Here is a 14,238-nt window from a genome sequence, read left to right on the forward strand (position 1 = left end):
CCTCTTATTTAAAATTTTACAAAAGGGTGTGAAATGCTATGAACTTCGGCCAAGTGTTAACCGCAATGGTTACCCCATTTGACCAGAATGGTGAGATCGATTTCAATGCTGCACGTACATTAGTCAATTACTTAATCGCTAACGGTTCGGACGGTTTAGTGGTAGCAGGAACTACAGGGGAATCCCCTACGTTGACCGACGCAGAAAAGCTTGAGTTGTTCCGTTTCGTCGCTCAAGTTGCAGACGGAAGAGCAGCCGTAATTGCAGGAACCGGTTCGAATAATACACGAGCATCAATCGAGTTGACAAGACAGGCTGAACAGACCGGCGTCGATGCGATTATGCTTACAACGCCATATTACAATAAGCCTTCCCAGGAAGGGTTGTTCCAGCATTATAAAGCAGTAGCGGAAGCCACCTCCCTGCCAGTGATGCTGTACAATATTCCAGGACGAAGCGCTGCTAAAATCGCACCGGAAACAATTATCCGCTTGTCTGAACTCGACAATATCGTTTCTGTAAAAGAAGCGAGTGGAGATCTGGATGCGATGACAGAAATCATCACGAAAACTCCTGAGGATTTCACTTTGTATAGTGGTGACGATGGATTGACCCTTCCGGTACTGGCAATCGGCGGCACCGGGATTGTATCTGTATCCGCTCATATCCTCGGAAATGAAATGCAGGAAATGGTCAACAGCTACAATTACGGTGATGTAAAACGCGCAGCAGCCATTCACCAGGAAATCCTTCCAGTGATGAATGCGATGTTTGCACAGCCAAGTCCATCCCCGGTAAAAGCAGCCTTAAATCTGATGGGCATCCCTGTTGGTGATGTGCGCCTGCCGATGGTTCCGCTGAACAGCGAAGAATTAAATGCATTGAAACAAAACCTGCCAGCTTATAAATTTACAGCTGCTGGTTGAGGAAAATAAAAAGCGATGGAAACCTCCCACGGTTCCATCGCTTTTTGTATTTATGTAGAAAGGATGTGTTTATCTATTTGCTTCGATGTGAAAATACACAACACTCCTAATAAAAGGATGCTGCAAGCGATCAACATCCCTCCCGCAGCAAAGGATACCACCAAAAAATATGCTCCCACACCGGCGGTGAACCAGCCCAGGACCAATAGTAAACTAGCCAGCATTTCTAATAACACTCGCACCAGTAACCACTTCTTCCATTCATTTTCACTAAGCAACCATAAATAAAGATAAGGTAACAATAAGGAGTATTCCTAACAACTGTACGATAACCCCGATGATACTGCATACCATCCCTGTAGTAGCAAACCCTTTGCCATCTTCATTTCTCTCTTCCATTTCACGAAGTGCTTTCCTTGAAACAAATATGCCGACCAAACCAAGAACCAATCCGATTACTGGAGTCATGATAGCAAGGATTCCTAATATTAAGGCCACTACCGCATGACTATTTGTTTTCGTTTTTTCACCCATGTCCTTATCCCCTTTGGTCTTCCTTTTTTTCGAAGTTATATCATAATAACGTTATTCAAAAGGAAAAATAGATATACACCTTTTTCTCTGACAGCGGGGAAATCAGGAGGGCCCCTTGGAGTATCGGGATTGCATTCTTACTCACTACCTGTCAGACTGGGGAAAGTCAAACATTACGAATATAAAGAAGGCGACGGTGAAAATTTGATTGAAGTAAGAACATCTACTATATCTGATGATGCACTTGATAAAGGCGTATTCGCCACACAAGATATTGCGGAAGGGGAACTAATCCACCAGGCACCAGTGCTTCCCTATCCTAATGAAGAACATGAACATATTGAGAAAACATACCTGGCGGACTATGCTTTCGAGTATGGTAAAAACCACACAGCATTTCTGTTAGGCTACGGGATGATGTTTAATCATTCCTACAAACCGAACGCAGTTTACGAAATTAATTTTGATAACGACTCGTTCGATTTCTATGCTTTCAGAGATATAAAAGCAGGTGAAGAAATCTTCATCAACTATAACGGAGAAGCTGATAACGATTCCCCGCTATGGTTTAATGAAGATGACGAAGAAAACGAAGAGTAAAATTTACACCCGGCTTTCTGGGTGTATTTTTTTTGTGAATTATTGAAGCTTTTCACATAGCTCATTCGTATATATACAATAAGCTCAAAAACAAAAAGGAGGTGTTGAGAATGTTTCCTCGTATCTTTCATAAAGCTAACCGGCCAACAAAAATAGCCCTTTTAGCAGGATCGATTATTTTGCTGATCGGTGGCCTGGTGAAACTTTTTCTATAACCCTTGGATTCTGTTTGCATTTATGTAATTTCCGCTCCCCATTGCTGCACCATCTGCAAATACTCTTTCCATACCTTTCTTTCATCCGAAAAGCGAGGAACTCAGCTTCGTAACAGGTTGACCATTTACTGACTATTTATATTGAAAAAACCACATCAGCAAAAGGACGGTAATGGTAAGGAGGTCACCTATTATTACCTTCCATTTTTGCCTTTCATAAATATGTTTAATTAAAAAAGGAACATAAGCTAATGCAAGAACCTGCAGAAAATGTAGATCAAGGAAGTACGGAACCAGGAAGATTATTGCCACAGATTGAATGTTAGCCCATGTAATCTCAGGGGTACTCGCATAAGGATCATCAAGAATCGGGTGTTTCTCTTCTTGGATAATGATCCCCCCTTTCTTCAGACTAGAACTACGGTGAGATGATTTCCACGACAGAGAAAATCTAATGTTTCCTACCATCCTTCCCGTCTGGTAACTTTAGACTATCTCCTAACTACCAATTATTTCAAAATAAGGGAAGAAACTCAATATTCAATTTTATATTGAACAACAGAAAATTGCTCGACATTCCAGCAATAAATAGAAAGAAAGTCGCCTCGCTTACTTTTATGCTGATAAGTGAGGTGATTACTTTGTATAAGACAATCTTGGAAAATAAAAATATTCGATATTATTTATTAGCTGGAGGCATATCCCGTCTGGGTGACATCCTATCTGGAATGGCTTTCTTGTTCTTAACCTATGACCTGACTGGCTCCAGCCTCCATACAACAGGGATGGCGATGGCTGAATCTTTCCCCTATTTACTATTCGGTTTGATTGGGGGAGTTATGGCAGATTGGCTGCCAAAAAAGAAATGGTTAATCTACTTGGATATTGCCCGCATTCCGTTAATTTCGTCCATTGTTTTGCTATACTACTTTGACATGCTTACCTATATTTACTTGCTTATTGTAAGTTTTCTCATCCAGAGCATCGGCTGTTTCTTCAACCCGGCTCATCGCTCTATTTTACCTGCCATAACCAGAGAACGAGAACGGACGGCTGCAAATAGCATAAATGACACACTGACACGAGGTGTGACTGTGATCAGTCCTGTTTTATCCGTATGGCTATTAAACTCCTTTGGCGCAGTACACTTTTTTACCGTGGATGCTTTCACCTATGCCATCAGTGCCCTTTTTATATACCAGGTCGATTTAAAGGAACCAAAAAACACTGCCACCAAATCAATCAAGGCCGTGTATGTTACAATTGCAGAATTTATTGAATGGGTAAAAGCACACCGTACGATCCGGCAGTTATTTCTATTCACTTTTATCACTGTCTTTTTCAATACATGGGTGTGGCAAGTAGGAATGTTGCTTGCATTGACCGAAATGAGTTCACAAAGCGAGGAACTCTACAGCATGTTGCAAGGGGTATTTGGCGGAGTAGTCATCATCACAAACCTCCTTTTGCCTTACTTTATTAAAAAAATGACGTTACGTCACTACTTGATCGGGGCGTTGATATGGGGGACGGGGATTTTATATTATGGTCTTCTGTATGACATTCCACATTTCTTTATCGGAGCTGCAATCGTAGGGGTAGGACTTCCAATTGCAGGGCTGGCACGTGTTTATCTATTGCAGACATTGGTTCCCGAGGAAAAATTGGGCCGGGCCTTCAGCTCTAATGCTGTGCTCTTGTACTTTTCCAACACGATATCCTTAGGGCTGTATGGTCTCTTAGTTTTAATTATTCCAATAAAAGTCCTAATGATCTCCAGTGGCTTATTCATTATTATTAGTAGTACAGGGGCGTTACTTTTTAAGCCCATTAAAGCTTCGAAATTCACCCGGCGTTTTACGGTACACTTTCTTAAATAGCTGGTTGTAGGAAGAAATACTTTTAAAACCGTGCTGAAGAGCAATGGAAAGAATCGATTCATTGGTATTCAAAAGGAAATGCTGACTGCGAAACAACCGATATAATTGCAGCCAGGAATAGGGAGAGACCCCAAGCTCTGACTTAAACATGTGTGCAAATTGATACTTATTCATTCTCGCTACCATTGCCATTTGATCTAAAGTCCAGTCTTCCCTATAACTTTCACGGAGGGCAGTTAGCACCAGGTTAATATTTGCTTCACACTTGAGCGCAGGAAACGTATTCATATGGGATCCTGGCCCAAATTGAAGCATCAGAATGGAGAGTTGTGTCAGACTATTATCTAGAAAAAACTGACCAGAAGTCGAGCCTGAGGGCTCATGAATAGAAAGAAAGTCACGAATAAATGACACCCACTGGCGAACCTGAGGATGCTTATAAGAAATCAAAGCAAACTCAGGTTCCGCTTGTTGAATCCCCATCCGTTCGGCTGCCTCCCTGAGCAATGATGGCTGGATTTCCACAAGGAACTTTTCCTGAGTGACGCTCAGTTGTTTATGATCTACCTCTGGATTGAAAATGAAGAACTCGTCCTTCTCGATGGACAGATCGCCACTGTGTGTCTGATACGCCCCTTTTCCAAAATAGGAGAATATCAATTTATAACAAGTGTCACTTCTCCAGGTCCGCTCTTCCAGGCGATCCCTGCGCATGAGTAATAACCCATTCTCGTTATCCAATATCATAGATAATCCCCCAATATGTAATCATTGATTGCGCTTGCTGAAAATATTATTCTCTTACATTGCGTAATTATGAATTTATAGCTAATTTGTTATCTTTGTTTATACAGACTTTCCTATTGTTTTGAAGTGTTATTTCTATAGGAAAAACCGCAGATTCTTTATCCGAGAATATCCACTTCCTCCCTGGCTGTACTAATAAAAGAAAGACTCCTAATGCTCTATCTCCCATAAAATTAAGGGAGGTGGAACTTATGGGCTCGTTGTCTCGTTCCTTAACCCCAATATCCCTTAGCTCTCCCCCGGCAGTTATCGCATCGTCTACTGTTACACTCATTTCACTGATGTTCACAATACTTGCTGCCGAAAAAGGTTCTACCCTTTCTAGTGATGTAGACCTTGAAATGAACTCCACTATATTTCCAGCAGGATCATAGAAATAAAATGCATGGGCATCCATGTGAGAAAAATATACGTCATCTTCTCCATCTTCCGCATTCAAACGAACCTTATCTTTCGTCCATGCTTTTGCTTCGGTAAATTTGTTAGAAGGTATATTAAAAGCAAAATGATAATAAGGATTGCCTTCAACGTTTTCTGATGTAAACTCTAATTCACTGTCACCGACCGCAATACGAAAACGGTTATAATCCTCTTGCAATAAAAGAAAACCAAGCCTGCTGACATAGAAATCTTTCATTTCTTTCAGCTTTGTTGTATGTAACACCACTTTCCTAATATTCAATGCTTAACCCTCCCTCTCCTTACCTTCATGTTCTTGCAGCGGCACTTCTTTATTGATAGATAAATAGTAGGCATGCAGCTTATCATATATTTCCGAATTTCCATTAACCACCTTATATAAGGGACCGGCAATACCTTTGTCAAAATTGACGAACAAACCTGAACCATCAGCAGTTAATTCAAGCATTAAAGAACCTTCCGAGTTTTTACTGTGTTTCATAAAAGTAATAAGCGATTTTCCGTCGTTTCTTAAATTATTCAACTTTTTATATACATCACTGCTCTGTTCTTTCTTTACCGCTTGTAATTCAAGCCCATTGATTATATTTTTGAACTTTTTAATTTTATCTTCCTCTGTAGTTTTTGCCTGCTCATTCATATTGTAATGAAAGTCATTAATATTCATTTCAAGGAAAGATACAGGCCTCTCTTTATCTAACAGGTCTGCCATCGTAGTCATTTCTAACTCTTTATTCTGACATCCTGCTATAAAGATAAAAAATAAGACCAAACATACTAGCCGCTTCATACCAAACCTCTTTCTTTACCATGACACTACATTGTTTCCCAGCCACCATAAAACCCATGAAATCGCCACGGTTGATAAGAATATCTCAATCAGCGTCACCTTATAGTTGCTCCGGTTATCAGAAACATCCCATTCGATATAAGCCCTAAACCCTAACTCAGTCATATTAATGACAAACGGGACGACAAAAAGTGTATACTGAGTCGGATATAAGATGACTAAAATAATAAGTGCTATAAATCCAACTACACGAATCCCAATAGCCCCTTTTTTGTGAAACGGGTTCAGATAACTATTAGAAAACCATGGTTGTTTATCCGCCATCATGATACGGCGAAGAAAACTCGGTATAATGATTACCATAAAAATAACCAATGCCATGACATTTAGGAAATCCAGCCAAAAACCAGGTGGAGAGCCGTAATTTTCCATATCCATCAACTCCATCCCTACCAATTATTTCAAAAACAGAAAATTAAAACAATACATTATTCCTATAAAAAAGCCCTGCTAGTCAAACGCAGCGCTCGATAAAGTCATTTTTATTTATTTTCTAAAATCATCCGTTCTGTTTCTCCATCCCATTCAATCGTTACACTTATCTTATGATCTTCCCTGGTGATCGCGCAGCCAGAACAACTGGATCCCGCAGAATCCAGGACCCCATTTTTCAAATGATCATTACCAGCTGTCCCCCCAGATGGACTGTCCATCTTATATGCAATCTTTTCCGGAGGCTCCCCTTCACCGATATACCTTATTTTAAAGCTGGTCGATTCGCTGTCATCTCCTCTAATGTCCGCCTGGTATTTGACTTCCCATTTTTCACTTTTCCCGTGAAATTCTAGTGTTTTATGGCCAAAACAGCCAGCCATCACTACTATCATAAAGCATAGAATCATCCAGAGCTTTACTTTCATCATTCACCTCCTTAAAATCTAAAAACTTAGATATGCTATATTATGCAATAGGCTTTCAATTAATAGTTCTTCCTGCGATTGATTTTTTTCAAAAACAGCCGTTGATACCCTCTGACATGCGCTTCCCTCAACAGATATTCCTCGCCATCAACCAGGAACGTGCGATAATCGATATATTCTACTTCCCTGCCCTGTGCCAGTAATTCTTCCGTTATGGCACAGACCTGGTCTTTTAAGTGAATATAATAGTTATCAAAATCAAACGTAATATTACCTTTCCGTTCCCCCATCAACCTGCTCACTCCGATCAATAAGAAGAGGAAGAAACCAATCCATAATAAGCTTGTCATCCGTGTCCCTCCAACTTTCTGCGTTTACTATCTATACGAACTACTCAAGAAAAAGCTTTCAATAATGGTACTCGAATGGAAAAACCAAAAAAACAGGCTCCGTAAAACACGGAGCCTGTCTGTTAGGAAGAAGTCACATCTACTTCTTTTCTTTTTTCTAGCGGTGTCCGGGTGAACTTCGGAAACCGGAATAGGATGGCTAGAATCCCTGACAACGCAAGAAGCATCGGGTAAAAGCTGTAAGGGACGATTTCCACCGGAGAAATCTTGGCTACTCCAGCAGCTGCCAGTATCTGTGCGCCATAAGGAATCAGACCCTGAACAGCACTGGAAAAGATATCAAGAAGACTGGCTGATCTACGGTTGTCGATAGCGAATCGCTCTGAAATCTGCTTTGCCAGCGGACCAGCTGTAATGATTGAAATCGTATTGTTGGCTGTGGCCAGATTGACCGCTGTGACTAGTCCGGCAATTCCTGATTCTCCGCCTTTATTGCTATCAATCCGTTTTGTTATACTTTCCAACAAGTACTCAATCCCACCATTCCGGCGAATTAGTTCTACTAATCCACCAAGCAGGATGACGAGCATCGTCAGTTCCTGCATGCCTGTGAAGCCTTCACTGATTAGCGTAACAAAATCCATCAGGGCAAACTCTCCAAAAGCAAGCCCGACAATCCCGGCAAAAATAATTCCGCCGATCAGTACAAAGATGACATTGATCCCAGCTATCGCAAAACCAAGCACAGCAAGGTACGGCAATACTTTTATAAGGTTAAATGGATGGCTTTCCTCTAAAGATCCTGCAGTGTCAGAACTCAACACACCGAAAATCACTGCTGTTAGGACAGCCGCCGGAAGGACGATGAATAAGTTTGCTTTAAACTTGTCCTTCATCTTAGTACCTTGTGTGCGAACAGCGGCAATCGTCGTATCAGAAATGATCGACAGGTTGTCTCCGAACATCGCGCCGCTGATCACCGCGCCCATTACGAGAGCGACCGGGATTCCGGTCTGCTCAGCAACTCCAAGGGCAATCGGCGCCAGGGCAACGATTGTTCCGACCGAAGTCCCCATGGAAATCGAGATGAAACAGCCAATGACGAACAGGCCGACCACAAGCAAACTCTGTGGAAGGAATGTCAATCCGAGATTGACCGTCGACTCAACCGCTCCCATTCCTTCTGCGACAGAGGCGAACGCTCCTGCTAACAAGAAAATGATCACCATCAGGATGATATTCGGGTGCCCGCCTCCTTCCGCCAGCTGCATCACTTTCGTTTGAAAACTCTCTTTTCGATTCATAAATAATGCAGCAAAAATAGCTACGAAAACAGCGACAAGGACGGGCATCTTGTAAAAGTCCCCCGTGACAACCCCTGAGCCTATGAATAGTAGGATGAATATTCCAAAGGGAATCAGCGCCAGCGGATTCCCCGTTATTTTTTTATCCTGCATGTATTTCCCTCCAATTACTTACATTATGTCCATTCTAGGTGGATTTTTGTCATAAGAACAAAAGCGCAAGCGCCTTGCTCACCCCCGACAAGCTTAAGACAAGCCTCGGCGTGACGTTCTTTGTCACAGAGAGGATTGACTTAAGACCTCGAGGGGGTAGGCGCTGGAGCTGGATGACACCCACTACCGAAAGTTATCCACAAAAAGAAATTTTTATATTTTCCTAGCCAATAAAAAAACCTCTTGCAGACGCAAGAAGGCTTCAGTTGACTTTCCTTCTTATCTGCCAAGTTCAATGACTTGCTGGAATTAGCACCTTCCCATTAGGGGGGGTTGCTGAAGCTTCAACGGACCAGTTCCTCTGCTTCTCTTGATAAGATAACTATGAAATTAGATTTTTTCTAAGGACTGTTATTCACAGTACAATAGAAGGCAACTGTATGCAAGCAGTTAATTTTTCCATCTCGTAAAGGACCACAGAAAGAAAAACAGAACTATACCAATTTTAAGAACGAGAGCGATAATAGTACCATGATAATACATGAGGGGAGGGCAACTAACAGTGTGACAGCCTGCAGGGATGTCAATCCTCCTATAATCAACAAAGCCATCGGAGGGAGTGCAAGGGCAAAAGCCCAAAACAAACGGTTTAACCGGATCGGTTCCCCCTCGATTCTTCGCTGGGTTACAGCAGCCAGCATATAAGAAGAGGTATCATAGGTGGTCGCTACAAAGATTACAGCCAGGATCAAAAATAAAACCAGGGTGAAATCGCCGAAGGGCAGCGAGTGAATGATAGAAATGACCGCTTCATTTGAATGACCTTGCTTGATCATAGTAGCTACATCCAATTGAGTCGTGTTCTGAAGATAAAGGCCATAGTTTCCAAGTACAAAGAAAAACAGCCAGCATCCGACGGGACCAAAAATAATCGTCCCCAATATCATTTCCTTGATCGTTCTACCTCTGGATATTTTAGCAATAAACAAACCGATAAAAGGAGCATAGACAATCCACCAGGCCCAGTAGAAGATTGTCCATTTTTCCGGAAAACCTGACTGCGCAATCGGATCCATCCACGTATTCAAGCGGAAGAAATTATTCAGTACAAGCCCGACACTATTAGTCGAAATCTCTAAAATGAAAAAAGTCGGTCCAAGTATGGTGACAAACAAGAGTAAAAAGAAAACTAAATAGACATTTATATTGCTTAGCCGTTTCACCCCTTTTTCCATTCCAGCAAACACACTGACCGCAAACACAACCGTACAGAGGAGGAGCAGGAAAATATCCAGGAAATAGGTATGCTGTATTCCTGTAAGTCGCTTTACCCCTTCAGCCATCATCGGTATACTGATGCCGAGGGTTGTCCCTGACGCACCCAGCAAACCAATCATAAAAAACATATCAATCAACTTTCCTACGAAACCATCGGTATGATGATTCAGCACAGGGCGGCAAGCCTCGCTGATTTTAAGAATCGGCACCTTCTTCACATGATACAGATAAGCAATCGGCAATGCAGGCAGACAATAAATCGCCCACGCTGTCGGCCCATAGTGGAATAATCCGTAAGCCGCACTCCACTCCACTGCAAACGGAGTACCAGGAATGAGGCCCAGCGGAGGCTCGAGATAATAATACCCCCACTCAATCGCTCCCCAATACATAATTCCCGACCCAATACCCGCGCAAAAAATCATCGAAATCCAACTGAATGTAGAAAACTCCGGAGACTCGTCCTTTTTACCAAGCCTGATTTGCCCGTGCTTGCTAAAAGCTGCCCATATTAAAAAAATCAAAGAAGAAAAACCGATCCATAAATACAGGACTCCTGTCACATCCGTTAATTGCACATGCATCTGTTCCAGCCAGGTATGTGTAACATTCGGGTAGAAAAAAACAATGCTGCAGAGTATTAACAAGGAGATAAACGCTACAAGAAAGAACGGCCAATCGATCAATGACTTTTTCAAACGCACACCCCTTACCTTTCAGTCTTCTAAGTTATATGTATGTGAGGAGAACCATGGAGAATTCTAGTTATTTTAGTGGGTATGCCGGAATAACAAATTAATTACCATTCACCAATATCAAAGAAAGCTACAAACTTTAACAATATATCTGAAAAGCTCCTTTTTTTCATCAAAGGAAATTGCAAAGACAATAGCGAATTCACTATATAACATAATTTGATATGTGATGCTCTATGAAAACTTGACGAAAGAAGGTGTTAACGATCGATTACGAACGGACTTACTCCCTGGCTGACATTGCCAAAAAGATGAACCGGCCGCGTCCCACCTTACAATCCTGGAAAGAGCAGTTTTCGGAATTCTTACCGTCTGTGGGAAGTGGAAGAAGTATGCGTTACGAAGAAGAAGCGCTCGAAATTTTCATGACAATTGAAAAGCTGAAAGGAATAGGAGAACCGAAAGAAAAAATACGGGATGTATTGCGAAGTTCTATAACGCTGAACACTAAGGATGATCCAAATGAACTCCTATCGGAGCCAGTTGTCAACAAAATGCAGGATGGTTATGAAGCATTCCTTCAAGAGATAAAAGCACAGAACGACTTACTTCGGGAACAGAATGATACCTTTCATCGACAGAATCAGGAACGCAAGAAAGAATTCGAAGAACTGAAAGAACAATTTGAGCGGATCCATCAAACAAGTAAGGCTTCTCATGAAGCAGTGATTACCAACATTAGCAGGAGAGATGAACTATTAATGAAAACGCTGAAAGAAATGATGGAACAAAAAAAGAAAGAAAGCTTTTGGTCGCGCTTATTCAACAGTAAAAAAATTATTAGAGAGCAGGTGAATCACTAATGGCTGAAGTAACTAATTGAACCCAACCGCTAAAATTTGCGGTTGGGTTCTTATTTGTAGACATCATGAATTATTGAACGCCTGGCCGATCTCTTTTTCCGCCTGGCTCTCGTTGAAAGACTCGATTTTCTTATGTTCATCCACTGAGTCTCCAGAAAGTCTATCCTCGGCATCAAATGGCTGATTGGACTTTACCGTATTTTGCATGCCTATTCCCCCTGTGCCATTTGCTTCCGTAGGGATATTAAATCTCTCTTTCGGCTGCTTTTTCATATTTATCACCTCAACTTTAGCTTTCACTAAGCTCCATTTTTCATGCCTCTAAAGAAAATGAACGTAAAATGGATGATATTTCCTCACCTATATTTAATAGGAGTTTGTTATAGTGGGGCTGGAATTTAATTCGGAGGTTTTGAATGAAGTAGTAGAAATACAAAAAGAAGTGAATAGTTTACATGACAGGTGTGTGTAATGTTGAAATCCATCGTAGAACAGCTTCGAAAAAATAATAAGGTATATTTAATTACTCTTATCAGCGTAATGATATTGATGATTGGTTCGGCAGCATTGACAAGCATTTCTTTGATATGGGGACAGCGCCTCATCCTTTTTTTCCTTAGTGTTATGCTATATCTCATGGTCTTTCTTGGCGTTAATCCCATTTTTAAAGGAATAATCTTTACGTTGATTCCTATCGCGTTAGGGGAAATTTTTACTGAATTACTTGAATTCGTTCCTGAGGAGTTTTATCAGAAATGGCTTGAAGCAGATACTGTAAGAGGTGGGAGCCCTGCCAGCCTCAGTTTCATCCTTTTTATTGTCCTTGTCGTCAAACTCTCTAAAGTAAAGCCTTATTTCCAACAGTTAGAAGAACAAGCAGCTAAGCATAAAAACAAAAGATGAGCCTGGCAATCCAGACTCATCTATTTTTTAATACCCTATGGCACTTTTTTCTTCACGCTTTTCATCTTCCCATGCTTCGGCATCCTCGATACCTAAATCAGAAGGATTGAATACCGGGTCTTTTCCTTTTTTTCGTTGCATTTCGTAATCTTTCAGTACCTTATATGCAACTTTTCCTAACAACCCGATAGCAATTAAGTTGATGACTGTCATAATTGCCATGAATAAGTCTGCCATTTTCCATACTAGGCTTAAACTTGAAACAGAACCAACCATCACAAACGCCATTGTTGCGATACGGAAGACAAATAATGCTATTTTGCTTTCTTTGATGAATTCGATATTTGTTTCTCCATAGTAATAAGAACCGATGATGGAGCTGAATGCAAACAAAAAGATCGCTACGGAAATGAATACTCCAGCCCATCCCCCGATGTGAGAGTTAAGCGAGTTTTGGAGCAGTTCAATCCCGGAAACGTCACCTGTTTTAAATACAGGAGCAAGCAGAATGATGAATGCTGTAGCAGAACATACAAAAATCGTATCGACAAATACTCCCAGCGATTGAATAAGCCCTTGTTTTGCCGGATGGGACGTAGTAGAAGTTGCCGCCGCATTCGGGGCACTACCCATACCAGCTTCGTTGGAGAACAACCCCCGTTTGACACCATTCATGATAGCTGCACCGATTGCACCACCGACAGCTTGTTCAAAACCGAACGCATGGCCGACAATCAAGCCGATGACAGAAGGTAGTTCAGAAATATTGGTAATCAGCACTACTGTAGCAATTAAAAGATATAGTAATGCCATTACCGGAACAATTACACTGGACAGATTCGCAATCCGATGTACTCCTCCGAAAATGACCAGCCCTGTTATAGCTGTAATGAGTACTCCCATTGCTACCCTGTTCATCCCAAAGGAGTTTTCGAACGCCAGGGCGATTGTATTACTTTGTACTGAATTAAAGATTAACCCGAATGTAAATGCAATTAATACAGCAAAAACAATTCCTAACCACCGAGCCTTAAGCCCTTTTTCGATATAATAAGCCGGACCTCCTCGGAACGCTTTTGAGTCCCTGATTTTATATACTTGAGCTAACGTACTTTCAATAAAAGCGGTAGCTCCGCCAAGGAGTGCCACTATCCACATCCAAAAAACCGCACCAGGACCGCCTAGACCAATAGCCACCGCAACCCCCGCCAGGTTGCCTGTCCCAATACGGGTTGCCGCACCAACACAAAAGGACTTGAACGGTGAAATGTTTTTCTGTCCGTCATTGAACTGCGGCTTCTCTGCGAGGACACGAATCATTTCACCGATGAACCTGAATTGGACAAACCGCGACACAACGGTGAAGTAAACCCCTATACCCAGCAGACCGGCAATTAAGACGTATCCCCACAATATACCGTTTAACGAATCAATAATCCCTGATAAAAGTTCTTCCATAATTAGTCGTCTCTCCTTAATTGTTTTTTTATTTTTCTGAAAAATTAAAATTAATTACGTTTGCTATTATACATTTGTTAACTAACCTTCCAACAAAGTTAACCATTTTATAATGAATTTAATAACTAATCGTAACGTTTAT

General features: G+C 41.4%; 16 protein-coding genes and 1 riboswitch. Of the genes, 5 read left to right on the forward strand and 11 right to left on the reverse strand.

Annotated elements, in window-relative coordinates; translation table 11 throughout:
- Positions 1-38 precede the first annotated feature (38 nt).
- Positions 39-926 carry a 4-hydroxy-tetrahydrodipicolinate synthase gene (dapA, locus tag ACGTN9_RS09230; protein WP_499592097.1) on the forward strand — a complete coding sequence of 296 codons (888 nt, stop codon included), beginning with the start codon at positions 39-41 and terminating at the stop codon, positions 924-926.
- Between the two features lie 270 nt (positions 927-1,196).
- On the opposite strand, the gene ACGTN9_RS09235 is transcribed toward dapA, so the two are convergent.
- Entirely contained in the window at positions 1,197-1,460 is a 264-nt protein-coding gene (locus ACGTN9_RS09235) for a DUF4190 domain-containing protein (RefSeq protein ID WP_499592099.1), read from the reverse strand.
- 204 nt (positions 1,461-1,664) lie between these two features.
- Here ACGTN9_RS09235 and ACGTN9_RS09240 point away from each other — a divergent pair, with 204 nt between their 5' ends.
- The gene (locus tag ACGTN9_RS09240; protein WP_499592432.1) at positions 1,665-2,060 is read left to right on the forward strand and encodes an SET domain-containing protein; all 396 of its coding nucleotides are present in this window, start codon (positions 1,665-1,667) and stop codon (positions 2,058-2,060) included.
- A gap of 847 nt (positions 2,061-2,907) precedes the next feature.
- Positions 2,908-4,155: an MFS transporter gene (locus ACGTN9_RS09245; RefSeq protein WP_499592434.1), complete on the forward strand. Its 1,248-nt coding sequence runs from the start codon at positions 2,908-2,910 to the stop codon at positions 4,153-4,155.
- Here the strand turns inward: ACGTN9_RS09245 and ACGTN9_RS09250 are convergent.
- From ACGTN9_RS09250 to ACGTN9_RS09285, 8 genes are all read right to left on the reverse strand, one after another.
- A complete protein-coding gene (locus ACGTN9_RS09250) occupies positions 4,090-4,902 on the reverse strand; it encodes a helix-turn-helix transcriptional regulator (RefSeq protein WP_499592101.1) in 813 nt (270 codons plus the stop codon). The two genes, ACGTN9_RS09245 and ACGTN9_RS09250, sit on opposite strands and share 66 nt — an antisense overlap.
- Positions 4,903-4,969: 67 nt before the next feature.
- A complete protein-coding gene (locus ACGTN9_RS09255; protein WP_499592103.1) occupies positions 4,970-5,644 on the reverse strand; it encodes a VOC family protein in 675 nt (224 codons plus the stop codon).
- 3 nt (positions 5,645-5,647) lie between these two features.
- On the reverse strand, positions 5,648-6,172 hold the full coding sequence (locus tag ACGTN9_RS09260) for a hypothetical protein (RefSeq protein ID WP_499592105.1): 525 nt from the start codon (positions 6,170-6,172) through the stop codon (positions 5,648-5,650).
- Between the two features lie 15 nt (positions 6,173-6,187).
- Complete coding sequence (locus tag ACGTN9_RS09265; RefSeq protein ID WP_499592107.1) at positions 6,188-6,604, reverse strand: DUF4181 domain-containing protein; 417 nt, start codon at positions 6,602-6,604, stop codon at positions 6,188-6,190.
- Between the two features lie 110 nt (positions 6,605-6,714).
- Positions 6,715-7,092 carry a hypothetical protein gene (locus tag ACGTN9_RS09270; RefSeq protein WP_499592109.1) on the reverse strand — a complete coding sequence of 126 codons (378 nt, stop codon included), beginning with the start codon at positions 7,090-7,092 and terminating at the stop codon, positions 6,715-6,717.
- Positions 7,093-7,151: 59 nt separating this feature from the next.
- Entirely contained in the window at positions 7,152-7,442 is a 291-nt protein-coding gene (locus ACGTN9_RS09275; RefSeq protein ID WP_499592111.1) for a hypothetical protein, read from the reverse strand.
- A gap of 122 nt (positions 7,443-7,564) precedes the next feature.
- Positions 7,565-8,899 (reverse strand): Na+/H+ antiporter NhaC family protein, encoded by a 1,335-nt coding sequence (locus ACGTN9_RS09280; protein WP_499592113.1) that lies wholly within the window; start codon positions 8,897-8,899, stop codon positions 7,565-7,567.
- A 276-nt stretch (positions 8,900-9,175) separates the two neighbouring features.
- A riboswitch (SAM riboswitch) is annotated at positions 9,176-9,279 on the reverse strand.
- A gap of 114 nt (positions 9,280-9,393) precedes the next feature.
- The gene (locus tag ACGTN9_RS09285) at positions 9,394-10,875 is read right to left on the reverse strand and encodes a BCCT family transporter (RefSeq protein WP_499592115.1); all 1,482 of its coding nucleotides are present in this window, start codon (positions 10,873-10,875) and stop codon (positions 9,394-9,396) included.
- 254 nt (positions 10,876-11,129) lie between these two features.
- Here ACGTN9_RS09285 and ACGTN9_RS09290 point away from each other — a divergent pair, with 254 nt between their 5' ends.
- Positions 11,130-11,735 (forward strand): MerR family transcriptional regulator, encoded by a 606-nt coding sequence (locus tag ACGTN9_RS09290; RefSeq protein ID WP_499592117.1) that lies wholly within the window; start codon positions 11,130-11,132, stop codon positions 11,733-11,735.
- 63 nt (positions 11,736-11,798) lie between these two features.
- On the opposite strand, the gene ACGTN9_RS09295 is transcribed toward ACGTN9_RS09290, so the two are convergent.
- A complete protein-coding gene (locus ACGTN9_RS09295; RefSeq protein ID WP_499592119.1) occupies positions 11,799-11,942 on the reverse strand; it encodes a hypothetical protein in 144 nt (47 codons plus the stop codon).
- A gap of 267 nt (positions 11,943-12,209) precedes the next feature.
- On the opposite strand from ACGTN9_RS09295, the gene ACGTN9_RS09300 reads away from it, so the two are divergent.
- Positions 12,210-12,638, forward strand: a complete 429-nt coding sequence (locus ACGTN9_RS09300) for a hypothetical protein (protein WP_499592121.1) — start codon at positions 12,210-12,212, stop codon at positions 12,636-12,638.
- A gap of 27 nt (positions 12,639-12,665) precedes the next feature.
- Here the strand turns inward: ACGTN9_RS09300 and ACGTN9_RS09305 are convergent, their stop codons facing one another.
- On the reverse strand, positions 12,666-14,096 hold the full coding sequence (locus tag ACGTN9_RS09305) for an alanine/glycine:cation symporter family protein (protein ID WP_499592122.1): 1,431 nt from the start codon (positions 14,094-14,096) through the stop codon (positions 12,666-12,668).
- Positions 14,097-14,238: the final 142 nt, after the last annotated feature.

This window comes from Halobacillus sp. B23F22_5, assembly GCF_043497085.1.
Lineage (GTDB): Bacteria > Bacillota > Bacilli > Bacillales > Halobacillaceae > Thalassobacillus.